This window comes from Polyangiaceae bacterium (assembly GCA_020633235.1).
Lineage (GTDB): Bacteria > Myxococcota_A > Polyangia > Polyangiales > Polyangiaceae > JACKEA01.
The window spans coordinates 102,006-126,026 of the sequence record JACKEA010000004.1 but is presented as its reverse complement, the minus strand read 5'-3'; the positions used below and the strand labels follow the sequence as shown (position 1 = coordinate 126,026).

Here is a 24,021-nt window from a genome sequence, read left to right as displayed (position 1 = left end):
GGGAGTCGACATCCCGGTAAAAGGGGATCGTGCCTCGCTCCGACCCCGATGTCCGCACCGTGCTCGCCCCCGGCGACGAGCTGGCCGGACACCGCGTGGTGCGCCGCATCGGCCGCGGCAGCATGGGCAACGTCTACGAGGCGACGCGCACCGACGGCACCCGCGTCGCGCTGAAGGTGCTCCACCCCAAGCTGCTCACGGAAGACAAGGCACTCCACCGCTTCCAGCGCGAGGCACGCGTCGGCGCGCGCATCGACAGCGAGAACGTCGCCAAGACCCTGGACGCCGGCGTGACGGACGGCAGGCCGTGGCTGGCCATGGAGCTCGTGGAAGGCGAGACCCTGGATGCCTTCATGGAGCGAAGCGCGCCGCTTCCCGCCGAGGTGGCTGAGCGCCTTTCCCGTCAGCTCATCGCGGCCGTCGCCGCCGCTCACGCCGCGGGCGTGGTCCACCGGGACCTGAAGCCGGACAACGTCTTCGTCACCCGGGACGCCCAGCTCAAGATCGGTGACTTCGGCGTCGCCAAGAGCATGGACGCCGCCACCTTCAACAGTACGCGTGCCGGCCTCGGCACGCCGATGTGGACCGCTCCGGAGCAGGGTCGCGAAGGTTGGGTCCCCTCACCTCGGGCGGACGTCTGGGCGCTCGGCCTGCTCGTGTACTACCTGTACACGGGCAAGCTCTACTGGCGTCACGCCCAGGAGCGCTCCAGCTTGGCGGAGCTCTCGGTGGAGCTGGTCCGAGGTGACATCGCCCCGGCTTCCCTTCGCGCCAGCGAGCAGGGTCTGGCGGAGCGCCTGCCATCGCGCTTCGATCGCTGGTTCTTCCGGGCAGTGGCCCGAGATCCGGAGCAGCGCTTCGCGGATGCCGCGGAGGCTGGCCGGGCGTTCGGGCGTCTGTATCGCTCGCGCCTGCCCCTGTACGCCTTGGCCGTCGCAGGCCTGATCGTGGTCCTGGTGGTGCTGCTGCTTCGCTAACGCCGCGGCTCGCCCAAGAGCACCGTCCAAGGCACGGGGCTCTTGGACGCCTTCACCTCGAGCTCTCGCTCCACCAGCCGCGTCAGTCCCCGCCGACTGAAGTGCTGCACGTGCCCCGGCGTGTTCCCCCAATCGCGCCAGTACTTGCCGCGCGCCAGGTTCAGCGCGCGCCACAGCGGCTCCCGCGGCGTGCTCAGGAGCACCGCGCGCTTCGAGATACGGGCCAGCTCCCGCAGTCCCCGCGCCGGATCATCCAAATGCTCCAGCACCTCACAGCACACCACCAGGTCCACACTCGTGTCTTGCCACGGCAGCTCGTAGATGGACGCTTCACGAAAGACGATCTCGGGAGGGAGCCCGGACGACAGCTGCCCAAGACTCACGTCGCACGCTTCGAAGGTCCTCGGTCGGGGAGCGTTGGTCCACAAGTGTGCAGCCAGGTTGCCCTCGCCGCAGCCCACCTCCACCACGGATGCCGGTCGTACGCGCGAGTAGAGGTCGGTCACCGCAGCGAGGAACTCGCTCATCATCGCCCGCGCGATGGGGTTCTTGGTGCCGTACTTGTCGTACACGTTGCCGACGAGCACGCCGTCTGCATCTGCGCTCACGGGCTCGCTTCCTCCACCCGAGCTTCCGTCTTCTTTTGTTGGCGCGACGCGGTACCTCCCGGACGCCATGGTACGGCTCCGGTGCTGTGCACCCCCTCCACCTGGGGCTGCTCTTCACGGTCGAGCTGCGCGTCGAGGCGCCGCACGCGGCTCAACACTTCCTCGATCAGCCGGCGGTTCATGGCCAAGAGGTCGCTGATCATGATCACGAGACCGACCATGAAGCTCAGGATCACGCAGCCCACCCCCAACACCAAAGACTGAATGTGCCCGCTGTACCCCGGGTTTTGCAGGTACAGCACCACGAAGCGCGCGATGATCGCGATGCCCGCCAAGAGCAGCAGCGCGGCGAGGTACGCAAAGGTCTGCACCGGGCGGTACATCGCGTAGGACCGAAAGATGACGGGACCATTGCGCTTGAGGTACGCCGGGATGCCGGTGAAGAGACGGCTCTCCCGCGTCTTGGGGTTGGTCCGGATCTTCACGTTGGACACGACGAGATCCGCGCGCCCCGCTTGGATCAGCGTTTCCAGCGTGTAGCTGAAGCGGTTGTGCACGAAGGCGTGGTAGGCGGCCTTGCGGCTCATGGCGCGAAACCCGCTGGTGGCATCTTCCACGTGGGTGGCGGAAGCGCGACGCACCACGCGGGTCCCCCACTTCTGCAACACACGTTTCAGCGGCGAGAAGTGCTCGATGGTGTCCGTCTGACGATCCCCCACCACGATGTCCGCCTGGCCGCTGAGAACGGGTGCCACCAGCCGCTGGATGTCGTTCCCGCGGTACTGATTGTCCGCATCCGTGTTGACGATGACGTCCGCCCCGAGCCGAATGCAGGCGTCGATACCGGCCATGAACGCCGCGCTGAGCCCCCGGTTCTTGGGGAAGCGAACGATGTGATGCACCCCGAGCTCCGCCGCCACCTCGCTGGTGCCGTCGGTGCTGCCGTCGTCGATGATCAGCACCTCGATCTCGTCGATGCCGTCGATGTGACGCGGCAAGTCCGCGAACGTGGCCGGCAGGTGGTCACGCTCGTTCAAGCACGGGATCTGGATGATGAGCTTCACGACTCGGCCAAGGTGTATCACCCAGGACGCTGCTGGCTCAATCTCCGACCACTCGCGCTTCGAACGTCCCCACCGAAGACCTGCCGTGGAACATCTGCCCCTTCCAGCTGCGGCCGTCGCCAGCAAGCGTGCCCACGAAGGCACGCCCACCGGCGAAGACCGCCAACCGATTGCCATGGCAGATGGCCAGTACCTGCTGTGGCGGACGCCCCACCTCAGTCAAACGCGCCGAAAGCCGAGGGACATTTGGCGTAACGCGACCGAATTCCACGTTACCGAGGACAGGCCGTGAAGGTAGGTTCGAACGCTCGATGCGGAAGGTCTTTCCCAAGGACGGATGCGGCCCAGCGCCCTCGGTCAAGAGGTAGCCGCCAGGCACCGCAACATAGCGACCGCGAAGCTCGGGCTGGAATCGCACCAGTGCGTCCAGCTCGCGGCGGTTGGCGATGAGCAGCTTCGGACGGTGTTCGCGCACCTCCAAGGCCGCGGTGGGCCATTGCGACTCGTAGTATTCCCCGAAACCCAACGTGGCGTAGCGCGTCGCGTTGTCACGCCCAGACAGCAGGTAGGTGTATCCGCCCAAACGCGGGGAGAAGATGGTGTCGTCTTCACGCGTGAGCGCGGTGATGTATCCCACATCAAGTCTCCGTTTGGCCTCCACGTCCAGGTCCCGCTTCACGAACGGCTCGCGAACGTGAAACCCATAGAACCCCAGTGCGGCAACGACGACCACACCCAGCGGCGCCAAACCAAGGCGTTGAAGCAGCGGGAACGTGCGTCCGTCCCACCATGCAGGCAGGCGTCCGAGAGCCATGCACGTCACGACCACGGCGCTTGGAACCACGAACCCGATATGAGCCAGATCCGAACGAGTAGTTCCGGCAATTATGGGGAGCATTTGCGCGGCAAGTGCGCCTGGCACGGTCCACCGTAGGAGGTCCTTGGCCTCCGCCGGGCTTCGCCGGGGAACGCGGTGAGCTTGCAGAGCAGCTCCCAGCAGCATCCCTCCCGCGCAGCCACCGACAACGAGCGCAATCCACGGCAGGGTGACAGTTGCCGCCGTGATGATTCGCACTAGCTCACCAGGCAAGACTCCAACCTTCGCCCATCGGTCGACATAGTCCTGGCGATCCGCGCCGTAGACGATCTGGTTGATGGGCGACATGTAGTAGCGGAAAGGGAACACAAACACCGAACGCACCAGCGCGGTTCCCGCCCCCTGCGCCGCAAACGTCCCAACAACTGCCCCGCTGGTCGCCGCGAGCGCCACAAAGAAGCTCCCACCCACCCGAAGCGCGCCACGCGCACCGTCGGTCACATAGGCAAAGAGCGCGATGGCCACCATGAGTGCAACTGCCCCTGGTAGGCCCTGGGAGAGAGTTGTCCATGCTGCGAGAGCGCACGAGACCCCGGCCACCGCAGCGCGGGAGGTGAGGCTTCCTTGCCAAAGCAGTGCGACCACGCCGAGCAACAAGAACAGCTGCGTCGTGAAGTCCTGGTATGCGAATGGCCACATCGGCCAGGCCACGAGTGGGACCGCCAGCGCAGCGGCAACAGAGGGGACGCGACGCTCGGTGACGAGCCTCGTCGCAGCGTAGGTGGCGACCGTGAGCAGTCCGATGACGACGAACATCGCCAATCGCCCATTCGCAACGCCTGGACCGGCTACTGAGAACCCAAAGGCGAAGGGCAAGAAGCCCACTGGCCCCTTGAAGTCGAAGAAGTCTCGGTAGAGCACGTGCCCGCGACGCAGGCGGTCAGCGTTGTACAGGACCGTACCTTCGTCCGACCAATAGTCCACCTTTCCGCGCAACGTAGGCATTGCGTCGAACAGGTAGACGCGAAGCAGAAGCAGCGTACCGATGAAGAGAAGCATGGCAATCGCGACGTCAGGCCAAGCGCTCTCGCGCCATGCAGCGCGCAACCCCGCAAGCGGTTTCGAGGTTCTCTCGCTGGGCATGGCGCGCCGACACTACCATCGCGTTGCTGGCAAGTACTCGAATGCAGTGACAGACTCTGGTCATGCTTGGCACCAGGTTCGCGCTTGGCATCACCATCGCCCTCGCGGCGACCGGAGCTCGGGCCGAGGATACGGAAAGCCGCGGACCCCGGGTGATGAGCGTGGTCGATGGCATCCAGAACAACCTCGTGGAAGGCCGCTACAGCCACGTAACCCGCGTCAACGAGAAGGCCGGGAGCTACGAGTTCGACTGCTCCGGCATGGTTGCTTGGGTGCTCCGCCGCTCCGCACCAAAGGCGGGCTCCGCGGTCGCGTGGACTGCCGGAGGACGGCCACTGGCGCGGGACTACTACCGCCGCATCGCTCGAACGAAAGCCGACAAGCCGCGCTGGGGTTGGGCGCGGGTCGCGCGCGTGGCGGACACCCTGCCCGGAGACGTGATCGCGTGGCTGAGGCCCAAGGAGATTCGATCCGTCAACACGGGTCACGTCGCGTTCGTCGTGGCACCGCCCAAAGCCGTCGCGGGTCACCCCAACGCCTACTTGCTCCGGATCGCCGATGCGTCCCGCTACCAGCACGATCACGACACGCGACGCGGGACCGAACGGGACGGCTTCGGCATCGGCACCATCTTGGTGCTCGCGCATCCCGAGACGGGCGCGCCCTATGCCTACGGTTGGTTCGGCCTGCGCTCGGGCTGGATCCTGACGACCAAGATGGCCATCGGTCGGCCCGTCGCGTAGCGCGCTGCTTGCGGGCCGCCCCGTGATAGAATGCTCGCGTGACTGTATGTGACGACACAGGGCGAGCGTTACGCTAATGCGCAGCGTGCAACTCTTGCCGCCGGCGAGACTGTGTGTGTCCGGACTTCGTACGCAGAGCTCCTCGAGCGATTCGCCGCCATGAGCTCCCTCTGCCGCGAACAGTGGTTGGCCACCGGCAGGCCCCTTCCAAGCTGCGCTCGCAACGCAATGCCGGGCGAGATCTTCGTGATTCGGCGCCGGCGCCCAACACTGGGATGAGGCGTAGCGTTGCGGCAGCACAGACACAATCGAGCCCCCCGTTGCGTAGCTGCCCTCATGCGTTTCTCGAGCGGCCTGGCTCTGCTGCTGGTGCTGGGCTGTGGCTCGGAGCAGCACCGCCCTCGGCCGGCGCCGCCGGTCGTGGTGACCGAACCGGTCGCGAGCGCGGAGGTCAGCGATGCGGCTCCGCCCTCCACCACACCCGTCAAGGATGACGCGAGCGTTGAAGACGTGGCGCTGCGTTTCTATCGCGCGGTGTACACCGGGGATACTCGGACGGCGACGGAGCTCGCGCTCAGCTTCGAAGAGATGCAAGCGCTGACGAAAAAGCAGATCCAGCGCGACGAATTCGACGCCGCGCTGGGCGATTTCATCAAGCCGAGGGAGTCCGAAGCAGAAGTCCCCGAAGTGGTGCGTGTCGAGGTGGTCGAGCGCGGCGTTCTGAAGGCGAGCGAGAACGAGAAGATCACCCAAGATCTCGAGTTCGCGCTGGTGCGGCCCATCGTGCGGCGGAACGGCGAAGAGCGCCCCGGACTGACGCGACCCTTCTTCAGGACCGAACACGGCTGGAAGTTCTCGCCCAAGAAGTGAGCGCGGCTCTACCCTTTTTCGGCCAAGCGACTACGGGCCCGGGGGGATGGGCTTCATCGTCGCATTGATGATGCCGTCCGCCTTGACGACGGGGGACTGGTTCGACGGCAAACCGTTGACGAACGTTCGCGTGCATCGCTCCGACGTCACGCGGTACTCGACGTGCCCGCTGTCGTCCGTGCGCACGGTGTCCGGACTGCTACACGCGCGAGCGAACAGCGCCTTCAGCTGCTCGACGCCGGTGGGCTCGAGGGACGAGAGCTTCGACCAGCGAGGCGACACGGGAGCTCCGTTCAGCTCGGAAACGAGCATGTAGTACGTGCCGTCTCCGTAGACCCTGCTTGCTACGGTTTCACCCTTCGCGCCATGCTCACGAGCGGGGATACGCGCGACCTTCTCCAACAGTGGAGCCTCACGCAGGTGCGGCGGCTGCAGTCCGTCAGTCACCGGCAGAAGGTCGACTTTCTTGGAGCTCGTGCTCGTCCCAGAGCTGGAGCCGGAATCGACGGCTCGATTGGTTCCATGAGATCGTGAGCAGCCGACGATCGACAGGAGCAGGAGCGCCGCTCCAAGTGTCCATTTCGACATGAAGGCGACGTATCACATCGTCGCTGCGGCGGTGGCAACTCGACACTCCCTGGGCGTGGCAGGCAGCGGCCTACTTCTTGTAGAAGTCCTCGCAGTACTGTCCGGTGCAGGACAGGTCCGTGAGCCACATGCCGGGCGTTCCCGTGGTCTGGAGCGCATACTTGTAGGTCAGAACCCGCCCTTCCGTCGGGTTCACGTAGCTCTCGCCGCAGCCCGCGTCCCACACCACCGAGGTCGAGCCGGGGCCCAGGGTTATCGTCAGCTGATCGCCCGATGCGACGACCGATCCGACCTTCCACGACGCGACGATGGACACGCCGCAGGAACCGATGCCGGAGTTCTTGTAGTTGATGTGCTGCGCCGATCCGTCGGCGCCGAAGATGAGCTCCGAAACCTCGTCGGCGCCGGCGCTGCTCCAGTCACCGACCAGCTCCGGCGGAATGCTGCCGGGCGGAACGTTTCCGCCAGGATTGGTGGTTCCGCCCGGATCCGTGCTGGAGTCGAGGCACGTGGAGAGCTCGTTCGAGCACTGCGTCTCGGTGCACGGCGCGTCGTTGCACTGGTTCTTCGACATGCAGTCGAGCAGCGCCAAGAGCTGGCTCTGACCCGTTGGGTTCCCGGCCGCGTAGCAGGTGTCGGGACACGTGGCGTCGGCGTCGGGGCACTTCACGATGCAGGCCATGATGTCCATGCAGGTGCCGGCAGAAGCGCCCCCGGCGCCCCCGGCATTGCCGGCCCCACCCGAGTTGCCGGAGCCCCCCGCGTTGCCGAAGCCGCCGGTGCCCCCGTTCGCGCCACTACCTCCACCGCCGTTGTTTCCGGCCTGCGAGCTGCAGGCCACGACCACCAGCCCCAGGACCATCACCCCTATGCTGCGCATGGGACATTGTACGAGCGGCTCGATCGGCTCCCACCCGACTATCGCGCCAAGCAATCGACGAAACGCGCCAGAAGCTACGACGCTCGTCCGCGACGAGATCTGTCTCGCGACGTGCAGGACGCGGACCACGGCGCCAAGCTCCGAACCTCGGGGGAAGGGACGCCCAGGGTGGCTGGCGGAACGCCTTTGTTCCGCGGCGGACCAACATCCTGATCGAGAAAAGCGGGCGGGATCCGGCCAAAAGCTGCGGTCCATCACGGAGGCCCCGGGCCTCGCTTGCAACCGCCGGCCGGCGGCCCAAAGGTTCCCGCGTCTTTTTGTCCCCACCTACCCAACGAGGCACGAGATGACTGAACCGATCCGACGCGTCGGCGTCATTGGCGCAGGGGTCATGGGCAGCGGCATCGCCGCTCACCTCGCCAACGCGAGTGTGAACGTGGTGCTCCTGGACATCGTTCCGCCCAACCTCTCGGACGCCGAGAAGAAAGACCCACGCGCGCGCAATCGCTTTGCCGAGGGCGGGCTTCAGGGTGCGATCAAGTCCAAGCCGGCCGCGTTCTTCCACAAGAGCCGCGCGGCCCTGGTGGAGACCGGCAACCTGGAGGACGACTTCGACAAGCTCGGGAGCTGCGACTTGATCGTCGAGGCCATCATCGAGCGGCTCGACATCAAGCAGAAGCTGTTCGAACGGCTCGAGAAGGTCGTCAAGGCCGACACCATCGTGGCGTCGAACACCAGCGGCCTCCGCATCCACGACATGATGAGCGGCCGCAGCGACCGCTTCAAGAAGCACTTCTGCGTGATGCACTTCTTCAACCCGGTTCGCTACATGAAGCTCCTGGAGCTGGTGGCGGGGCCGGACACGGATCCCAAGATCATGGATCGCGTGGCGGACTTCGGTCGCGAGGTGCTGGGCAAAGGCATCGTGATCGCGAAGGACACGCCCAACTTCGTCGGCAACCGCATCGGCACCCACGCCATGCTGCTCGGCATCCACCAGATGCTGAAGGACGAGCTGGCGCCGGAGGACGTGGACGCCATCACGGGCCTGCCCATGGGCCACCCCAAGAGCGCGAGCTTCCGCACGGCGGACATGGTGGGCCTCGACACCGTGATGCACGTTGCGGACAACTGTTACAAGGCGCTGGAGAAGGACCCGGAGCGCGAGGTCTTCAAGCTGCCGGACTACATCCGCACGATGGTCGAGAAGAAGCTCCTCGGCAACAAGACCCGGGGCGGCTTCTACAAGAAGAGTGGCAGCGACATCCAGACCTTCGACCCGTACAAGCTCGAGTACCGAGCCAAGGGCGGAAACAAGGACATCAAGGGTACGTGCAAGCAGATCGGATCGATCGAGGATCCGCGTGAGCGCGTGAAGAAGCTGTTCCAAGACACCGGGCCCGCGGGCACCTGGGCCTGGAAGGTCACGAGCCGCGCCCTCTTGTACGCGGCCAACATGGTGGGCGAGATCGCGGACAGCATCACGGCCATCGATGACGCCATGCGCTGGGGCTACAACTGGGAGCTCGGTCCCTTCGAGAGCTGGGACGCCATGGGCTTTTCCGCCGTGCTCGAGCGCATGGAAAAGGACGGCCTCGCGATCCCGGAGAGCGTGAAGAAGATGAAGGCCGCGGGCGCCAAGGCGTTCTACGCGGACGGCAAGGTCTTCGAGCTGGCGAAGGGCGAGTACGTCTCGCTGAAGAAGGACCCGCGGGCACTGCCGCTGCCGGCGCTGCGCAAGGGCAACGCGCCGGTGCTGAAGAACGGCGGCGCAGAAGCCTGGGATCTGGGCGACGGCGTCCTTTCCATCACCTACACCAGCAAGGCCAACACCATCGATCCCGAGGTGATCAGCATGCTGAACGACGCCACGGAGCTCGCCGAGCGCGAGTACCGCGCGCTGGTCATCGCCAACCAGGGCGATCACTTCAGCGTGGGCGCGAACTTGTTCGGCGTCGTCGTCGCGGCTCAGCAAAAGCAGTGGGACGAGCTGTCCAAGATGGTGGACGCGCTGCAGCAGGCCGGCCAGAAGATGAAGTACGCCAAGGTTCCCGTGGTGGCCGCGCCCTTCGGCATGGCCGTGGGCGGTGGCCTCGAGGTGTGCTTGGCGGCGGACGCCGTGCAGGCCGCGGCGGAGACCTACGCGGGCCTGGTGGAGGTCGGCGTGGGGCTCATCCCCGCCGGCGGCGGTTGCACGAATCTCCTGTGGCGCGCGTTGGAAGGCATTCCCGAGGGCGCCGACGTGATCGTGCAATCCCTGGTGGCGGCGGTGTTCAAGAACATCGCCATGGCCAACGTGGCCACCAGCGCCGAGATGGCCAAGGAGCTCGGTTACTTCCGCAAGACGGATGGCATCAGCTTCGACAAGGCCCGTCTGGTGACCGAAGCCAAGGCCCGCGCCATCGGCATGGCGGAGGCCGGCTATCACCCGCCCATGCCCAAGACCTACAAGCTGCCGGGAGAGAGCGGCGTGGCGACCATCTCCATGCTGGTGGACACGCTGGTGCAAGGTGGCTTCGCCACGGAGTACGACGGCGTGATCGCCAAGAAGCTCGCCTACATCTTGTGTGGCGGTGCTGGCGGCGCCGCGGCGCCGGTGAGCGAGCAGCAGATCCTGGACCTGGAACGCGAGGCCTTCATCAGCCTGTGCGGCGAGCAGCGAACGCTGGACCGCATGCAGCACATGTTGATGAACAACAAGCCCCTGAGGAACTAAGCCATGACCGACATTGCCATCATCGAATCCGTTCGTTCCGCAGTGGGCCGTGCGTACAAGGGCTCGCTGGCACAGAAGCGCCCGGACGAGCTCGCGGGCGACGTGATCCGCGGGCTCCTCGAGCGCGTGCCGCAGGTCAAACCCGCAATGGTGGACGACCTGGTGCTCGGCTGCGCCATGCCGGAAGGCGAGCAGGGCCTCAACGTCGCGCGCCTCGCGGGGCTCCTGGGCGGGCTGCCCAACGAGACCAGCGCCATGACCATCAACCGCTTCTGTTCCAGCGGGCTGCAGGCCATCGCGCTGGCCGCGGGGTCCATCGCCCTCGGCTATCACGACATCGTGATCGCCGGCGGTGTGGAGAGCATGAGCATGGTGCCCATGACGGGCAACAAGATCAGCGCCAGCCCGGAGCTGATGGAGAAGGACCCCTCGGCTTACACGCCGATGGGCATCACCGCCGAGAACGTGGCCAAGCGCTTCGAGGTCACGCGGGAGATGCAGGACGCCTTCGCCCTCGAGAGCCAGAAGAAGGCCGCCGCGGCCCGCAAGGCCGGCAAGTTCGAGGACGAGATCGTGACGGTGCGCGGCATCCGCTTCGAGAACGGCAAGCGGGTGACCTTCGACTTCCGCACCGACGAGCTCATTCGCGAGACGACGGCCGAAGCCCTGGCGCAGCTCAAGCCGAGCTTCGCTCAAGGTGGCAGCGTCACGCCGGGCAACGCCTCACCGCTGTCCGACGGCGCTGCTGCCACGTTGGTGATGACCGGCGAGAAGGCCAAGGCCCTGGGCCTGAAGCCCAAGGCGTGGTTCCGTCACTTCGCCACCGCCGGCGTGGATCCGGCGATCATGGGCATCGGTCCCATTCCGGCCGTGAAGAAGCTGTTCGAAAAGACCGGCCTCAGCATGAAGGACATCGATCTCATCGAGGTGAACGAAGCCTTCGCGTCGCAGTCCGTGTACGTGCAGCGCGAGCTCGGCATCCCGAGCGACAAGCTCAACGTCAACGGCGGCGCCATTGCCCTCGGCCACCCGCTGGGCTGCACCGGCGCCAAGCTCGCCGCGACGCTGATTCACGAGCTCGAGCGGCGCAAGGCCAAGCGCGGCATCGTCACCATGTGCATCGGTGGCGGCATGGGCGCCGCGGGGCTCTTCGAGCTGGCGTAGTCGCGCTGTTACCGCGCCGTACCAGCAATCTTCGTATTGATGTTGGTACGGCGCGGAACCGCACGCCGAGTCGTCCCTGCTCGCCAACTGCCGGCGGTTACCCCCGGTGCGCTCGGCTCATTGCAGGAACATGGACGTGGGGATGGCGGTGTAGCGCACCTTGATGGCGAAGGGTTGGGGACCGCAGTTGCCGAGTGCGTTTCGAGGGTCGTGTAGCTTCAGAGCGTTCAACGTAACTGTGCCGTTGTTGCGCCAGACGTTGGGCGGTGTCGTGCCCACTGCTGAGCCCACATTGCCCCGAGCGTCGTAGGCCGGCCCGTTGTCCACCTTGGCAAAGAACTGGATGAGCATGTGGCGGTCCTTCGGCACGCGCGGCATGCGCACTTTCACGGTGCTGGTGTAGCGTTCACCCGTCGTCACCAAGAGCGGCACGCCGAGCGTGGGCCCTGGCCACGCCGCCTCCGCGCCCCACTTGCTGCCCGGTGGTGTTTCGAAGACCCGCCAGTCGGTCGTAGGCGTGTGGGGCGTGGGTGATGACAATAGACTGAAGCTTGCGGACCAATTGCTCTTTGCCTTGCCGGGGTTGCAGTCGTTATAGACGAAGACCTCCGCCAATGTTGCCGTGACGTCGTAGAGGGGGACCGTCACGGGAAGCGTCAGGCTCTTGTGGTTGTCGGCTTGGTTGGCATCTCGCCATCGCTGCAGCAGGAAGTTCGTTTCTGGGGGTTTGGCGGGATCCACCAGCAGGAATGTGCCTTGGAACTGCTCGGCCTTGACCATTCCGGGGTCGACCGGAAACGTCATCTCTATCTGCGTGGTGGCATTCGAGTGAACAAAGGCGGCCGCGCTCCTGAGCGTCGCCGCACCGGGATACATGGGCGCCAAGGCCACCGCCACCCGAGCCGACTTCGGGCTGTTGTTGCGCACCGCGAGGCGAACCCGGATCGGGTTGCCCGGATAGATCGCGCTCCCTCCGACGCGGGTCGCGCTGACCAGAGTGAGCTCCGCGGGTCCGGACGCATCTACGGGTTTCTTGCCAGACGGCTTTTGCTTGGGCGGAGCCCCTCCTGCCGCCGAAGCCGCCAGCGCAACCAGGATACCGAAGCTCCAAGAGACGTTTTTCTTCATGCTCACCCGACAGATCAGTGCGCCGATAGTCCGCGGTTCGCCATGGTGAATTCGTCCGGCTGCCAACGGAGGCTGCCTCTACATCGCGAACGCAAGCCTCTTACTCTGACGGCTGTCGTCCGCGTGAGGTACCGCGCCGCACCAGCAATCTTCGTATTGATGTTGGTGCGGCGCGGAAACGGAGCGACGTGCGTCACGCTCGTCCGCGAAAGCGTCCGAGATGCACCCACGTGAACATCCCCGCGGAGGCGACTAGCGCGGGGATCACCAGTGGGCTCGAGGGCGGCAGCAGGTTCAAGAGGGCCGCCATCAGGGCGAGTATTCCGCTGTGCAGCTGCCGCGCTGTGCGCTGGTGCAACAGATGGACGGCGAGACCAACGAGGGCACCGCTGGTCAGGATGTGCATCGCACCGCGTGGTGCGAACGACAGCACACCTGACGAGACCAGAAGCAGGAAGCACGCGCCGCCGGCCAGCCCCGCCGCCAGCCGCGCGACGTCCGACGTGGCGTGACGGTAGCGATAAATGACGACGACCGTAAGGGCACATACGACGAGGGCAACGACGCGCGGCACGGCTCTTCCTTTCGCAGGTGCCGTCCCATCGACGCGTGATGCCGTGGGTTGTGCAGCAAACGCGCCCCACGGCTGGCAAGAATTCGCAATGAACTTCAATAGTTACAAAAAGAACGCCGGTACCTGTCGATGGTCCGCGGGCTCGTCTGTCGCCTGGGTAGCAACCGGAAGCGCTTGCGGCCCACGACGGACCGCGCTTCCCCACCCCAAGCCGTCAGGAGTCTCCCAATGCGTTACATGATCATGCACAAGAACGACCCCCAGACCGAAGCCGGGCAGCCCCCGCCGATGGAGGTCGTCACCCAGATGGGCGAGCTCATCGGTGAGTACGCGGCGGACGGTCGCTTCATCGACGGGGCCGGTCTCAGCGCCAGCAAGACGCGAAGCCGGCTGGTGTTCCGCGAGGGGCGCTGCACGATCCAGCACGGTCCCTACGCCGGAGAGCACGAGCTTCCGGCGGCAGCGTTGATGCTCAAGGTGCAGACGCGCGAGCAAGCCATCGGCTGGGCCGAGCGGTATGGCAAGATCCTGGGCGACGGCGAGCTCGAGCTCGGGAAGGTCAACGAGCCGTGGGACATCGGCCTGATGCCGGCGCCGGAGAATCCTCCGCTGCAGATGCTCCTGATCGAGAAGGCGGATGCGGCGACGGAGGGGGCCGGGCGCAGTGCCCAACAGAAGGCCGCGCTGACCCGTCTTAAGACCGAGATGACCAAGGCCGGCGTGCTGGTCAAGTCGCTGCGCCTGAAGCCGAGTGCGAAGGCCAAGCGCCTGGTGTTCACCGACAACCGAATGCGAGTCGTCGACGGGCCGTTCTCGGAGTCCAAGGAGCTCATCGGCGGCTTTGCGGTGATGGAGCTGTCCGACATGGACGAAGTGCTCTCCATGTGTGAGCGCTACGCGAAGATCTTGGGCGGCACGCTGGAGATCGACGTTCGCGGGGTCGATCTGGACGAGCCCGAGCCGGCGTAGTCGCGGTGTTACCGCGCCGTACCGACATTCTTCGTATGGATGTTGGTTCGGCGCGGAACCTCGTTCTTCGGCCGTCTCAGCGTCGACGGAGTAACGGCCCTTCCCTGCGACGACGGTCGGCGCCTGGCCTCTCCCGAGGCGGCAGTGAGGCTGCACGAGTGACGGCGTTATCGGGGTGTGATCACGATGGGGGCGAGCTCGAGGCCGCCGGGATAGGCGTAGCTGGTGTAGTCGCCGTAGCCGTAGACGTTGAGCCCGACGGGTAGGTCGCCCGTGAGGCGGTGCAGGCCCGGCTCCACCGGCAGCCGCGCCGCTACTCGCGGCTCTTCTTGGCCGTTGGCGTAGGTGACGGCGATCTTGAAGTCGTCCTTCGGGATGGGCACGCCGTCGAGCTGGGCCACGGGGTAGCCCACGGACAGCACGTCCAAGAAGCTCTGGCGAAACGTCTGCGGTACGTAGAACGCGTACTCCTTGCGATACTGCTCGATGGGAACCAGCGTCGTCTGGGACGGATCCCCGGCCAGCGCACCCACGGCGGACGCCTCTTGTCCCACCAGGTACTGCGCCACCAGGATCTTGTTCTGAGCGATCACCCGCGCGTGGCCTTGTAGCGGACCAACTTCCACCCACTGACCCGCGCCCAGGGTGAGCTGCTGGTCGACATCCGACGAGACGAACACGAGGTTGTCGTCGGCCGCGGACAGCACGCGCAGGTAGTACGCCTCCGCGGCGAAACCGCTACCGGCGGCCGCGAGCAGCGGAATCGGCGGTGCGGCGATGACTTCCTTTCCCAGGGATTGCACCGGCAGCATGCTCTCCTCCAGGTGGTCGCACGCGTTCTTGTCGTACGGCACCATGGTGCAGTCGTGCCCGGCGATCACGCTCACGGGCTTGTTCGCGTTGATGCGAGTTCCCGTCAGATCGAAGAGCTCGCCGCCCGTGCACACGTTCCCGGTGCAGCTCGCCTCCGCCGGCGTTGGCGCCTCGGACAGCAGCGAGAGCACGTCCCCCGCGTTCAGGCTGAAGCTCGCCGTCTGCCCCGGCTCGAGAGCGGGCACGCCCTGTCCCGCACGCACCTTGCCGCCAGCCGTCACCTCCACCGTGGTTCCGTCTTCCGTCGCGACGACGCTGGCAAAGCCCGGGAGCGCGTGCCAGCCGGTCTTGGGGAACACGGAGGTCGCTCCGTAGTTGCCGAGATGCGACGGGTACGACAGCACGTAGTACTCGCCGGCTAGCGCGGACTTGGGGAGCAAGAGGGAGGCGTCGTTGGTCGAGGACTTGCACACGCCGCCGGACTGGATCAGGCAATCCGCGGGTGCCGGATCGATGGCAAACTCCAGCGGATTGAACTGGTACACCGTCACCGGCACGCTGCTCCGCAGGTGGTAGGCCGCCGTGGGGAAGATGCCGGAGTGGTAGTCCATGATGGACGTCGGGTCGTTCTTGAGCGCCTCCACCCAGGGCAACGCGATGACCGCGACGTCCCCCGGAGCCACGAGCTTTTCCGCGACCGCTGTGCCGCCCCGCGTCACCTCCACCTGGGCAGGCTTCGGCTCCGCATTGGAGACCACGACGGCAAACGCGAAGCCGTCCGTCAGGAACGCGTTGCTGGTCACCGTGGGCCAGTATTCGCAGCCGATGTAGCTGTTGGGCGCCGCGAGGCTCTTGCAGTCGTCGAAGCCGGCGTCGATAGGCGAAGTTCCGCCACCGCCGCCAGTGCCGGCGCCGCCGTCCGGATTCGCGCCGCCACCCGCGCCGGACGACGTGGCGCACCCCAATGCCAAGATCAGCGGCAGCGCCGCGACAGCGCGCATGCACCCGTAGATGCAGCGCCTCTGCGCGGCGTTCACGCGTCCGCGAGGTTCCGCGGCGGACCAGCAATCTTCGTATGGATGTTGGTTCGGCGCGGAACCTCGCTTGCTCCTTCTCGCATTCGTCGTCCTCACCGCCCTTCACGGGCAGGTCACAACTGCGCCGGCCACCCGCCGGAAGGACGGTGCGGCGGCGCCGCAGTCGAGACCGGCGGCGCCGCTGGACGTGTCTTCAGGGCAATTTTGCGGCTAGCACGTCGTGCTTCTCGATGTTGGGAGGGCTCGCCAAGAGCTCGTCCGCCTTGGCCATCAGTGCGGCCGCGATGCGTCCTTCCAAGTGCGCTTGGCGCCCCGCTTCCTCTTCGAACACGTCGAAGATGGCGAAGGTGGACGGTCCCAGCTTGACCGCAAACCACGCCGTGGTCCCCGGCTCCTCTCGAGCGAGCGGCAGCGCGCCCTTCACGAATCCCTCCAGCTCCTGCTCCTTGCCGGGCTTGGCCTCCAACCGCACGAACAAACCAACTTTGACCATGAGTACCTCCTTGCCACGCACGCCGGCGTGGTGAAGTAAAGGTAGAGGCCCAGGGGGTCGGTGCCCATTGGCGAAAACGACAACAATGATACTGTTTTCGCCATGGAGGTCTGCGTTCTGGTTTTGGATGGCGTTTTCGATCTCGGGCTATCCGCGGTGCTCGATACCCTGTCCACGGCCAACGACCTGGCTGTGGCTTCCGGCCGGCGCGGCGGTCCGATGTTCCGAATCCGATTGGTCGGCGTTCGTCGCAAAGTGATCACGCAACAGGGCCTGAGCGTGCCCGTCGGTTCGGCGCCCGCGGACGCGCCCGACATGGTCGTGATTCCCGCGCTCGGCTGCAAAGTGCCCGACGCGTTGCGTTCGGCATTGGCCCGAAAGGACGTCGCCGACGCCAGCGACGTCCTGTGCGCGTACGGCGCGGCGGGCTCTCAACTAGCGGCGGCTTGCACGGGTACCTTCGTGTTGGCGCACACCGGTCTGCTCGATGGCGGCCGCGCGACGACCACCTGGTGGCTCGCGCCGCTGTTCCGGGACCTGTTTCCGGCAGTGGAGCTGGAGGAGTCCCGCATGGTCGTCGAGCATCGCAAGCGCGTCACCGCCGGCGCGGCTCTCGCTCATGTCGATTTGGCCTTGTGGATGGTACGGCGCAAGAGTCCGTCTCTGGCTGCCACCACCGCGCGCTACCTCGTGGTCGATTCGCGCCCGTCCCAGTCGAGCTACGCAATCGTCGATCAGCTCTCGCACGACGATCCGCTCGTGGAGCGCTTCGAACGCTGGGCGCGCTCGCATTTGAGCGAGCGCTTTTCCCTCAGTCACGCGGCACGCGCGGTGGGCACCAGCGAACGAACGCTGGCGCGCCGTCTGCGCGACGTGCTCAACAAGTCGCCCGTCGGTTACGTGCAGGACCTGCGCGTGGAACGCGCCGTGCATTTGCTGCAGACGACGACCCAGGATGTCGAAGAGGTGGCGGCGGCGGTGGGCTACGGGGACGGCACCACGCTGCGCACGTTGCTGCGGCGGAAACTCGGGCGCGGAGTCCGGGAGCTTCGGGCGCGGAACTAGCCCCGTCGGTCCTCTCTCTGAGCTCTGAGTCGCAACATCTCGACTCCCTCGCTGCACGCCTCCGGTCGTCGACCGCTCAATTGATGGAGATCGTCGCCCAGCGCAAGGGTTCGCTCGGCCGCGAACCGCGCTACCCTGAGATCATGGCCGGCCTGGTGTTTCGCGTGGCGTTCGTGGTGTGCACTGCTCTCTTCACCGCGGGCTGCGGGTCCGACAGCTCGGACGGCGCCGCAGGCAGCGGAGGCACGAGCGGCAGCGGGGGTAGCGGCGGCGGGACGGGCGGCACGGCGGGCACGGGCGGCAGCGCAGGCACTGGCGGCAGCGCTGGGCTCAGCGGTTGGCCTGTCGCGATCCCCGAGCCGGAGTTCGGCATTCACGAAGAGGCTCCGAAGACGCCAGGGTACTACGTGGACAACACGCACCCGGCCGCGACGGACGACGCCAATCCGCAGGGTACGCCAGACAAGCCGCGGCTCACGATCCCGAAGAGCTTGCCCGCCGGGGCGACGGTTTTTGTCGCGGGCGGTCCTTACACGAACGACGTGTCCATTGCCGCAGCCGGCACTTCCGCGAGCCCGGTGTTCGTGGTGGCGGCGGACAGCTCGGCGCCGCCGAAGATCGAAGCGCCAGTGGAGCTGTCCGGGAGCTACCTGATCGTCGAACATTTCGACTTCAACGGCCCCGACAGCGGCGTCTCCGTGCTCACGCCCAGCGACCACGTGGTGGTGCGCCACAGCGAGGTGCGGAACGGCGTCGGTGGGCCGAGCGCGGGCCTGTACACCGGCCGCTGGAACCCGGAAGACGACCCGGCGACCGCGGAGCACATCGTGTTCTACGACAACCAAGTGCACGACAACGGCAATTTGAATGCCACGACGGACGAGGACCACCACGGCATCGCCCTCGGGCATCACGCGAACCACGTCTGGATCGTGGGCAACGTGATGTACCGCAACAGCGGCGACGGCCTTCAGATCAACGCCAAGAAGGCAGGGCTGATGGACACCCTGCACCACGTGTACGTGGGCAAGAACCTCGCCTACGAGAACAAGCAGACGGGCCTGTGGAGCAAACAGAGCACGGACGTGATCTTCTCGCAGAACGTGGTCCACGGGCACCGCCCGTCCAACTCGTCCGGCGGCGCTGGCATCGGCTTTCAGTACGGGCCCGAGCGGCTATGGATCGTGTTCAACGAGATCTACGACTGCGAGATGGGCATCACGTCGTCCACCAACGTAGGCGACGTGGACAACGTGCCCGGCCCCGGCAAGGACGTGTACGTCATCGGCAATCTGATCCACGACATCCACAAGCAGGACGCCAGCGCGCCCAGCACGGATCCATGGCAGACCGGCGCGGGGCTTCACTTCACGGATCAGGACGCCACCAAGCACGTCGAGAACAACACCATCTACGACGCTGACGTGGGCATCACCTATGCTCGGGGCACCGGACCGCTGCTCGCGAAGAACGACTTGCTGTCGACCATCGCCGGGGCGCACGTGCACATAGAGGACCCCACCGCCGCCGCGGGCTCGAGCCTGGAGCACGAGCTGATGGACGCCCCCGCGGTGGTGCGCTGGGGCTCGAACAAGGGGATGGACGTGGCGGGACTGAATGCGGCGTTTCCTGGAGCCTGCACCGCGTGCCTCGAAGCAGACGCGCTGCTTCAGAGCCCCGTCACCGGGGACTTCACGCTGCAAACCGGGAGCCCAGCCCTGGACAGCGGCGTGAGCCCCAGCTCTTGGGCCACGTTCCAGAGCCTGTTCGGCCAGAGCATCGCCGTGGACCTGAACGGCACCGCGCGCCCCCAGGGCGGCGGCGTCGATCGCGGCGCTCTCGAGCAATAGACGTCAGCGCCGACGGCGCAGCGCGAGCAGGCCCAACGCCGCCGCGAACGCGAACCACGAGCCCGGCGTGGGGCGCGTGCCGACGCGGCAGCCGCAGCCGCCGTCGTCGCTGCTCGAGCCGCCGGCCTTGCTGCCGCCGCTTCCCGTGCTGCCCGCCGCGCCGCCGCTGGAGCTGCCGCCGCTCGATGCGCCGCCCGTCGCGCCGCCGCCGGTACCCGCGCCCGCGGCGCCGCCGGTTGCGGAGCCCGCGCTGCCGCCGGTGTTTCCACCGCCGCTGCCCCCCGCGCCACCCGTGCCCGCGCTGCCGCCGCCGAGCTCGTAGGCGCCGATGTCGATCGCGCCCACCGAGGTGCGGTTCTCGCGATCCGCCGGGTGCACGTACTGGAACTGCGGCAGGAGGGCCATGCCCGCGCCGGTTCCGGGATCCACCCCGGCGTCCACGCAGGGCGAGCCGGCCACCAGGTGGTAGTCGAAGTTCGCTGCGTCCGCGAGGCACGTGGTGGTGCCGCTCTCGTTGTTGGCCTGGTCGGCGTTACCCTGATTCGTAACGGTGCCGCCGCCGAAGAAGATGTTGTTCTTGATCACCGCGGGCGTGCTCACGCTGCCGCCGATGTTCACGAAGGTGCCGTTGCCCTTGTCGTTCACGAAGGTGTTGTTGATCACGAACAGCTCGTGGCTGGGGTTGGCGGCGTTGGCCCCTTCTTCCTGGTAGGCGAGCATGTTCGGGTTGTCCGTCTGCGGACCTTGCTCCACCAGGTTGCCGATCACGTAGGTCTTGCCGCCGTTGGGGACGTCGATCTCGTAGCTCTGGGTGCCGTCGCCCTCCCCCGTGAGGCGGTTGTAGAGCACGTGCGTCTCCGCCGCGCGCGACTTGAACAGGTGTCCGATCTTCGCGCGGTGCGACCAGTTGTACTGAAACGTGAGCTTCTTGACGTGATTGATGTACAGGTTGTGCGAGTACCCGTCGCCGTAGCCGTTGTGATCGAACTCGCTGTACTCGATCAAGATCTCGCTGTTGGGGTTGTCCCCGGCCAGGATACCGTTCTCGTTGTCGTGGAAGTAGCAATGGCGCACCGTGAGGTTCGCGCCCTCCTGGCGAATGCCGGCGCCGTTCTGATCTTGCACCGTGGCTCCCGTGAGCTCGATGTTCTCCACCGTCACGTCGTTGCCGCTGATCACCCAGATGGCCTTGCCCTGCGCGTTCTGCCCAGCAGCGTCGATCTTGGCGCGGCCGTTCACGCCCTTCAGTGTGAGCTGGTTCTTGTTGATGGCGCACACGTCACCGTCGTAGTTGCCCGCAGCATCGATCTCGATGACGTCACCATCCGACGCCGCCGCCACTGCGGCGCAGGGCGTGGCGTATTGCTTGCCGGGCCCAACGCTGCGCGTTGCTGCCGCGGCGCTACCGCTCGCGAAGAGCAAGCAAACCCCGAGTCCAATGGTCCGAAAGCGCGTGGTGGTCGTCATCGTGACGATGATTGTCCGATCTCGGGTGCGGCGCGAAAAGGACTTTTCCGAGCAGCGCGCAGTTACCGCGCCGCCCCGACATCCTTCGAATGAATGTCGGTCCGCCGCGGGACCTCGCGCCAGCCGTCGGATGCTATGCTCGCGCCATGCCCGCCGCGGGAGTACCTGACGTGGGAGCGCCGTACGCGACCGTGATTTGCGGCCCCGTCGAGCTCGAGCCCGGTACGACGGGCCCCGGCGAGCGGCTCTCGGTGGCCGGCGGCGCAACGCTGAACGTGGATCGCCTGTATCCGGGCGTGCTCGCGCTTCCGGGAGACGCGGACTGACATGCGCATCGACTTCGAGGTGTTCGCGGCGCTGACGGCGGCCATCGCGGGGTGCGCTCCGCAGCCGGAGCCGAAGCCCGCGCCGCGATATTTCGACAGCACCGAGAGCAGCGGCGCGGTCGCCACTGCTCTGCCGGCACCCACGGACACGACACCTCCGGAACCCGTTGGCGCCGTGCCCGACGCACCGGTGGAGGTGGTAGAGACGCCAGTGGCATCGGGCTGCAACAACGACGTGGGGGACGTGAACTGCAATTGGGTGAACGAGCGCACTTTCAGCGGGCCCGCGTGCGAAGGCTTCGGCGGCACCTGCGATCTGCTCGCCAAGGGCTACGGCTACCGCCTACGCGTGGGGGCTGCGGTTGCGCGCTGCTTCGAAGAAAGGGGCCGCGCGGCGTGCGACATCCGCGTGCGCAAACAGTGCTTTCGCTCGGCGCTGGCGGAAGCGTGCCCGGATGCCGCGTTCACCCAAACGTGCGAGAGCGCCGTGGCCCGCTGCAAGGCCAAGCACCAACGCCCGGACTTCACGGTGAGCGAGTGCATCCAGGCGCTGTCGTCCCTGGAGGGCGGTAACCTGAAGTGGGCTCAGGATTCCATCGGCCCCTCGGCGGAGGGCTGCAAGCTGATGTATCCGGTCTACTGATGCGGCTTCGCCGGAAGGTGCCACCTCCCGTTCCGAGGGTGGACCTCGCGGGCCGCATCTGCGTGGTGACCGGCGCTTCCAGCGGGATTGGCCTGTGGACCGCGCGCGGGCTCGCCGAGCGGGGCGCCACGGTGTGCCTCGTTGGCCGAGACGCCGAGCGCACCCGCGCGCACGCAGAAGCGCTGAGCGCCGCGTGGGAAGTGTGCGACTTCGCGCGGCTGGAAGACGTTCGGCGATTGGCTCGAACGCTGCGCTCGCGCTTCGAAGCCATTCACGTGCTCGTCAACAACGCCGGCCTGTGGCTCCCGTCGCGGCGCCTGAGCGCGGACGGCATCGAGATGACGTTTCAGGTGAACCACCTGGCGCCCTTCCTACTCACGCTCGAGCTGCTGGAGACACTGCGGCGCAGCGCTCCCGCGCGCGTCGTCCACGTCTCGTCCCGGCTGCACGAGAAGGAACGCGCCCTCCGCCGCGACGACCTCGAGTTTCAGGAGCGCCGCTACGGCGGTCTCCGCGCCTACCGGCAATCCAAGCTGTGCAACGTGCTGTTCAGCAACGAGCTCGCGCGGCGGCTTGACCGCCGCGAGGTCACCTCCAATGCCGTGCACCCCGGCGACGTGGCCACCAACGTGGTGCGCACCTCGGTTCCGTTGCAGTGGCTGTCGGACAGCATCGGAAAGCTGCACTTGCTCACGCCGGAAGAGGGCGCGCGCACGTCCTTGCATGTCGCGTCCATGCCGGAGCTCCGCGACCAGAGCGGACGGTACTTCGCCTGGTGCGCGCCCCGGGCGCCGAACCCTGTGGCCCTCGATGCGACCCTGGCCCGGGAGCTGTGGAACGTCAGCGAGGCAATGACCGACCGCTGATCAACCGTCCCCCGGGCGCACCATCCGACGCCCGACGCGGATCAGATACTCCACGATGGCCTCCGGCCCTTCGAAATGCTCGCGCTCGGAATCACTGAGCAAGGCGAAGCGAATGAGGATCGCCGTCATCGCTTGGATCGCGACCCGCGCCTCCTGTTCGGGCACCTCGATGAGATGCTTCACCGTGCCCACCGCCTGGGTCAGGAGCGAGCCCATGAAGTCCGCCTGACGCCGGGGGTGCAGCTCGCCCTGGTCCAGATTGGCCACCAGCCGGAGCCGGATGAGCGCGCGCTCGCGAACGCAGAGGTCGTAAAATGCACGAATCGCGTCCTCGAAAAACCGCTTTCCGTCCTGGGACTCCTGCGCAATCTGGATGTACGACAGCGCCAGCTCCGCCACGCGGCCGTGAAAGCCGTCCAGGCACGCCTCCAAGACCTCTGCCTTCGTGGCGTAGTAGTACTGAATCGTCCCGAGGCTCAGCTTGGCGCGCGTCGCCACGGCTCGGAGTGACAGCTGCGACGCGTTGCCCGTCTCCGACAGCACCTCCAGCGCCGCCGCGACGATGGCCTGCATGGTCCGCTCGGAGTCCGCTTCTCGGGGACGTGCCACGCGGCTCACCGTAGCGTGCCCGCGGCGCAGCAACAAACATCGGGACAGCTCTCGCGAGAGCGGTAACATCGCGCCATGTTCGGTCGCTGGCTGTCCACCGCACGTTCCGCCCCGCTGCCCAAGGGGGCGGAGGCACTCACCCACGCCGTGCGAGCACACCTTTCCGGGGCGGACGAAGAGACGGTGCAGGTGGTGACGTCCATCACCGGCCTCTTGGGCGCCATCGCCTACGCGGATCGCGATTACTCCGAGAAGGAGGAGCGGCGAGTCCGGCGCGAGCTGTCACGGGTGAACGGCATGACGGACGCCGGCATCACCGCCATCACGGATGCCCTCCGGCGAAACATCTTGGAAGTGTCCACGGTGGAGCTGCCACGCTACGCCCGAGCCCTGGTGGAGCTGGCGGACCACGAGCTGCGCGTCGAGATCTTGGACGTTCTCGTGGACGTGGCCGCGGCGGACGGAGAGATCGACAACGCCGAAGTCAACTTGCTGCGCACGGTGACCACCGCGCTGGGCCTCACGCAGGACGACTACAACCGGGCGCAGCACAAACACCGGGACAAGCTCGGCGTTCTCAAGCACCGCTAAAGTCCGATACCATCGTCGGG

At 66.5% G+C, this 24,021-nt stretch carries 23 protein-coding genes; 12 read left to right on the top strand and 11 right to left on the bottom strand.

The features are described from left to right. Positions 1-29 precede the first annotated feature (29 nt). The gene (locus H6717_21895; protein ID MCB9579698.1) at positions 30-977 is read left to right on the top strand and encodes a serine/threonine protein kinase; all 948 of its coding nucleotides are present in this window, start codon (positions 30-32) and stop codon (positions 975-977) included. Here the strand turns inward: H6717_21895 and H6717_21890 are convergent. From H6717_21890 to H6717_21880, 3 genes are read right to left on the bottom strand one after another with little or no spacing between them, the layout of a single operon-like run. Then, positions 974-1,654: a class I SAM-dependent methyltransferase gene (locus tag H6717_21890; GenBank protein MCB9579697.1), complete on the bottom strand. Its 681-nt coding sequence runs from the start codon at positions 1,652-1,654 to the stop codon at positions 974-976. The two genes, H6717_21895 and H6717_21890, sit on opposite strands and share 4 nt — an antisense overlap. Next, complete coding sequence (locus tag H6717_21885) at positions 1,582-2,649, bottom strand: glycosyltransferase family 2 protein (protein MCB9579696.1); 1,068 nt, start codon at positions 2,647-2,649, stop codon at positions 1,582-1,584. Before H6717_21885 ends, H6717_21890 begins: the two co-directional genes overlap by 73 nt. Before the next feature lie 37 nt (positions 2,650-2,686). Then, positions 2,687-4,525 (bottom strand): hypothetical protein, encoded by a 1,839-nt coding sequence (locus H6717_21880; protein ID MCB9579695.1) that lies wholly within the window; start codon positions 4,523-4,525, stop codon positions 2,687-2,689. Between the two features lie 146 nt (positions 4,526-4,671). On the opposite strand from H6717_21880, the gene H6717_21875 reads away from it, so the two are divergent. Together H6717_21875 and H6717_21870 are read left to right on the top strand one after the other, a co-directional pair. Further along, entirely contained in the window at positions 4,672-5,352 is a 681-nt protein-coding gene (locus H6717_21875) for a CHAP domain-containing protein (GenBank protein MCB9579694.1), read from the top strand. 336 nt (positions 5,353-5,688) lie between these two features. Beyond that, on the top strand, positions 5,689-6,222 hold the full coding sequence (locus H6717_21870; protein ID MCB9579693.1) for a hypothetical protein: 534 nt from the start codon (positions 5,689-5,691) through the stop codon (positions 6,220-6,222). A gap of 30 nt (positions 6,223-6,252) precedes the next feature. On the opposite strand, the gene H6717_21865 is transcribed toward H6717_21870, so the two are convergent. Together H6717_21865 and H6717_21860 are read right to left on the bottom strand one after the other, a co-directional pair. Continuing rightward, on the bottom strand, positions 6,253-6,669 hold the full coding sequence (locus H6717_21865; protein MCB9579692.1) for a hypothetical protein: 417 nt from the start codon (positions 6,667-6,669) through the stop codon (positions 6,253-6,255). Positions 6,670-6,880: 211 nt separating this feature from the next. Beyond that, positions 6,881-7,690: a hypothetical protein gene (locus H6717_21860; GenBank protein MCB9579691.1), complete on the bottom strand. Its 810-nt coding sequence runs from the start codon at positions 7,688-7,690 to the stop codon at positions 6,881-6,883. A gap of 346 nt (positions 7,691-8,036) precedes the next feature. Between H6717_21860 and H6717_21855 the strand changes: the two genes are divergently transcribed. Then, positions 8,037-10,406: a 3-hydroxyacyl-CoA dehydrogenase/enoyl-CoA hydratase family protein gene (locus H6717_21855; GenBank protein ID MCB9579690.1), complete on the top strand. Its 2,370-nt coding sequence runs from the start codon at positions 8,037-8,039 to the stop codon at positions 10,404-10,406. 3 nt (positions 10,407-10,409) lie between these two features. Further along, positions 10,410-11,570: a thiolase family protein gene (locus H6717_21850; protein ID MCB9579689.1), complete on the top strand. Its 1,161-nt coding sequence runs from the start codon at positions 10,410-10,412 to the stop codon at positions 11,568-11,570. Positions 11,571-11,687: 117 nt separating this feature from the next. Here H6717_21850 and H6717_21845 read toward each other — a convergent pair whose 3' ends face one another. After that, on the bottom strand, positions 11,688-12,704 hold the full coding sequence (locus H6717_21845; GenBank protein ID MCB9579688.1) for a hypothetical protein: 1,017 nt from the start codon (positions 12,702-12,704) through the stop codon (positions 11,688-11,690). Between the two features lie 187 nt (positions 12,705-12,891). Further along, positions 12,892-13,272 (bottom strand): hypothetical protein, encoded by a 381-nt coding sequence (locus H6717_21840; GenBank protein ID MCB9579687.1) that lies wholly within the window; start codon positions 13,270-13,272, stop codon positions 12,892-12,894. 228 nt (positions 13,273-13,500) lie between these two features. Between H6717_21840 and H6717_21835 the strand changes: the two genes are divergently transcribed. Next, positions 13,501-14,241: a hypothetical protein gene (locus H6717_21835; GenBank protein ID MCB9579686.1), complete on the top strand. Its 741-nt coding sequence runs from the start codon at positions 13,501-13,503 to the stop codon at positions 14,239-14,241. A 167-nt stretch (positions 14,242-14,408) separates the two neighbouring features. On the opposite strand, the gene H6717_21830 is transcribed toward H6717_21835, so the two are convergent. Then, positions 14,409-16,055 carry an IgGFc-binding protein gene (locus H6717_21830; GenBank protein MCB9579685.1) on the bottom strand — a complete coding sequence of 549 codons (1,647 nt, stop codon included), beginning with the start codon at positions 16,053-16,055 and terminating at the stop codon, positions 14,409-14,411. 229 nt (positions 16,056-16,284) lie between these two features. Next, the gene (locus tag H6717_21825) at positions 16,285-16,584 is read right to left on the bottom strand and encodes an antibiotic biosynthesis monooxygenase (GenBank protein ID MCB9579684.1); all 300 of its coding nucleotides are present in this window, start codon (positions 16,582-16,584) and stop codon (positions 16,285-16,287) included. A 102-nt stretch (positions 16,585-16,686) separates the two neighbouring features. Here H6717_21825 and H6717_21820 point away from each other — a divergent pair, with 102 nt between their 5' ends. Both H6717_21820 and H6717_21815 read left to right on the top strand, forming a co-directional pair. Then, the gene (locus H6717_21820; GenBank protein ID MCB9579683.1) at positions 16,687-17,649 is read left to right on the top strand and encodes a helix-turn-helix domain-containing protein; all 963 of its coding nucleotides are present in this window, start codon (positions 16,687-16,689) and stop codon (positions 17,647-17,649) included. 143 nt (positions 17,650-17,792) lie between these two features. Next, positions 17,793-19,499 carry a right-handed parallel beta-helix repeat-containing protein gene (locus H6717_21815; GenBank protein ID MCB9579682.1) on the top strand — a complete coding sequence of 569 codons (1,707 nt, stop codon included), beginning with the start codon at positions 17,793-17,795 and terminating at the stop codon, positions 19,497-19,499. 3 nt (positions 19,500-19,502) lie between these two features. Here H6717_21815 and H6717_21810 read toward each other — a convergent pair whose 3' ends face one another. Then, positions 19,503-20,966, bottom strand: a complete 1,464-nt coding sequence (locus tag H6717_21810; protein ID MCB9579681.1) for a hypothetical protein — start codon at positions 20,964-20,966, stop codon at positions 19,503-19,505. Positions 20,967-21,112: 146 nt separating this feature from the next. Between H6717_21810 and H6717_21805 the strand changes: the two genes are divergently transcribed. Genes H6717_21805 through H6717_21795 form a run of 3 tightly spaced genes read left to right on the top strand, consistent with a single transcriptional unit; the run spans position 21,113 to position 22,801 of the window. Beyond that, positions 21,113-21,292, top strand: coding sequence for a hypothetical protein (locus H6717_21805; protein MCB9579680.1), 180 nt, complete (start codon positions 21,113-21,115; stop codon positions 21,290-21,292). Between the two features lies 1 nt (position 21,293). Next, entirely contained in the window at positions 21,294-21,935 is a 642-nt protein-coding gene (locus H6717_21800) for a hypothetical protein (GenBank protein ID MCB9579679.1), read from the top strand. Next, positions 21,935-22,801: an SDR family NAD(P)-dependent oxidoreductase gene (locus tag H6717_21795; protein MCB9579678.1), complete on the top strand. Its 867-nt coding sequence runs from the start codon at positions 21,935-21,937 to the stop codon at positions 22,799-22,801. The genes H6717_21800 and H6717_21795 overlap by 1 nt, the downstream gene beginning before the upstream one ends. Here the strand turns inward: H6717_21795 and H6717_21790 are convergent, their stop codons facing one another. Further along, positions 22,802-23,410 carry a TetR/AcrR family transcriptional regulator gene (locus tag H6717_21790; protein MCB9579677.1) on the bottom strand — a complete coding sequence of 203 codons (609 nt, stop codon included), beginning with the start codon at positions 23,408-23,410 and terminating at the stop codon, positions 22,802-22,804. It abuts the gene before it with no gap. A gap of 75 nt (positions 23,411-23,485) precedes the next feature. On the opposite strand from H6717_21790, the gene H6717_21785 reads away from it, so the two are divergent. Beyond that, complete coding sequence (locus H6717_21785) at positions 23,486-24,001, top strand: TerB family tellurite resistance protein (GenBank protein MCB9579676.1); 516 nt, start codon at positions 23,486-23,488, stop codon at positions 23,999-24,001. Positions 24,002-24,021 lie beyond the last annotated feature (20 nt).

What these genes read in the sequence shown, in the direction of transcription:
- H6717_21855 (MCB9579690.1), top strand. Translation starts at nt 8,037, where the DNA reads ATGACTGAACCGATCCGACGCGTCGGCGTCATTGGCGCAGGGGTCATG.
- H6717_21830 (MCB9579685.1), bottom strand. Translation starts at nt 16,055, where the DNA reads ATGCGCGCTGTCGCGGCGCTGCCGCTGATCTTGGCATTGGGGTGCGCC.
- H6717_21810 (MCB9579681.1), bottom strand. Translation starts at nt 20,966, where the DNA reads ATGACGACCACCACGCGCTTTCGGACCATTGGACTCGGGGTTTGCTTG.
- H6717_21825 (MCB9579684.1), bottom strand. Translation starts at nt 16,584, where the DNA reads ATGGTCAAAGTTGGTTTGTTCGTGCGGTTGGAGGCCAAGCCCGGCAAG.
- H6717_21785 (MCB9579676.1), top strand. Translation starts at nt 23,486, where the DNA reads ATGTTCGGTCGCTGGCTGTCCACCGCACGTTCCGCCCCGCTGCCCAAG.
- H6717_21835 (MCB9579686.1), top strand. Translation starts at nt 13,501, where the DNA reads ATGCGTTACATGATCATGCACAAGAACGACCCCCAGACCGAAGCCGGG.
- H6717_21860 (MCB9579691.1), bottom strand. Translation starts at nt 7,690, where the DNA reads ATGCGCAGCATAGGGGTGATGGTCCTGGGGCTGGTGGTCGTGGCCTGC.
- H6717_21875 (MCB9579694.1), top strand. Translation starts at nt 4,672, where the DNA reads ATGCTTGGCACCAGGTTCGCGCTTGGCATCACCATCGCCCTCGCGGCG.
- H6717_21850 (MCB9579689.1), top strand. Translation starts at nt 10,410, where the DNA reads ATGACCGACATTGCCATCATCGAATCCGTTCGTTCCGCAGTGGGCCGT.
- H6717_21880 (MCB9579695.1), bottom strand. Translation starts at nt 4,525, where the DNA reads ATGCTTCTCTTCATCGGTACGCTGCTTCTGCTTCGCGTCTACCTGTTC.
- H6717_21815 (MCB9579682.1), top strand. Translation starts at nt 17,793, where the DNA reads ATGGCCGGCCTGGTGTTTCGCGTGGCGTTCGTGGTGTGCACTGCTCTC.
- H6717_21805 (MCB9579680.1), top strand. Translation starts at nt 21,113, where the DNA reads ATGCCCGCCGCGGGAGTACCTGACGTGGGAGCGCCGTACGCGACCGTG.
- H6717_21820 (MCB9579683.1), top strand. Translation starts at nt 16,687, where the DNA reads ATGGAGGTCTGCGTTCTGGTTTTGGATGGCGTTTTCGATCTCGGGCTA.
- H6717_21800 (MCB9579679.1), top strand. Translation starts at nt 21,294, where the DNA reads ATGCGCATCGACTTCGAGGTGTTCGCGGCGCTGACGGCGGCCATCGCG.
- H6717_21890 (MCB9579697.1), bottom strand. Translation starts at nt 1,654, where the DNA reads ATGGCGTCCGGGAGGTACCGCGTCGCGCCAACAAAAGAAGACGGAAGC.
- H6717_21870 (MCB9579693.1), top strand. Translation starts at nt 5,689, where the DNA reads ATGCGTTTCTCGAGCGGCCTGGCTCTGCTGCTGGTGCTGGGCTGTGGC.
- H6717_21795 (MCB9579678.1), top strand. Translation starts at nt 21,935, where the DNA reads ATGCGGCTTCGCCGGAAGGTGCCACCTCCCGTTCCGAGGGTGGACCTC.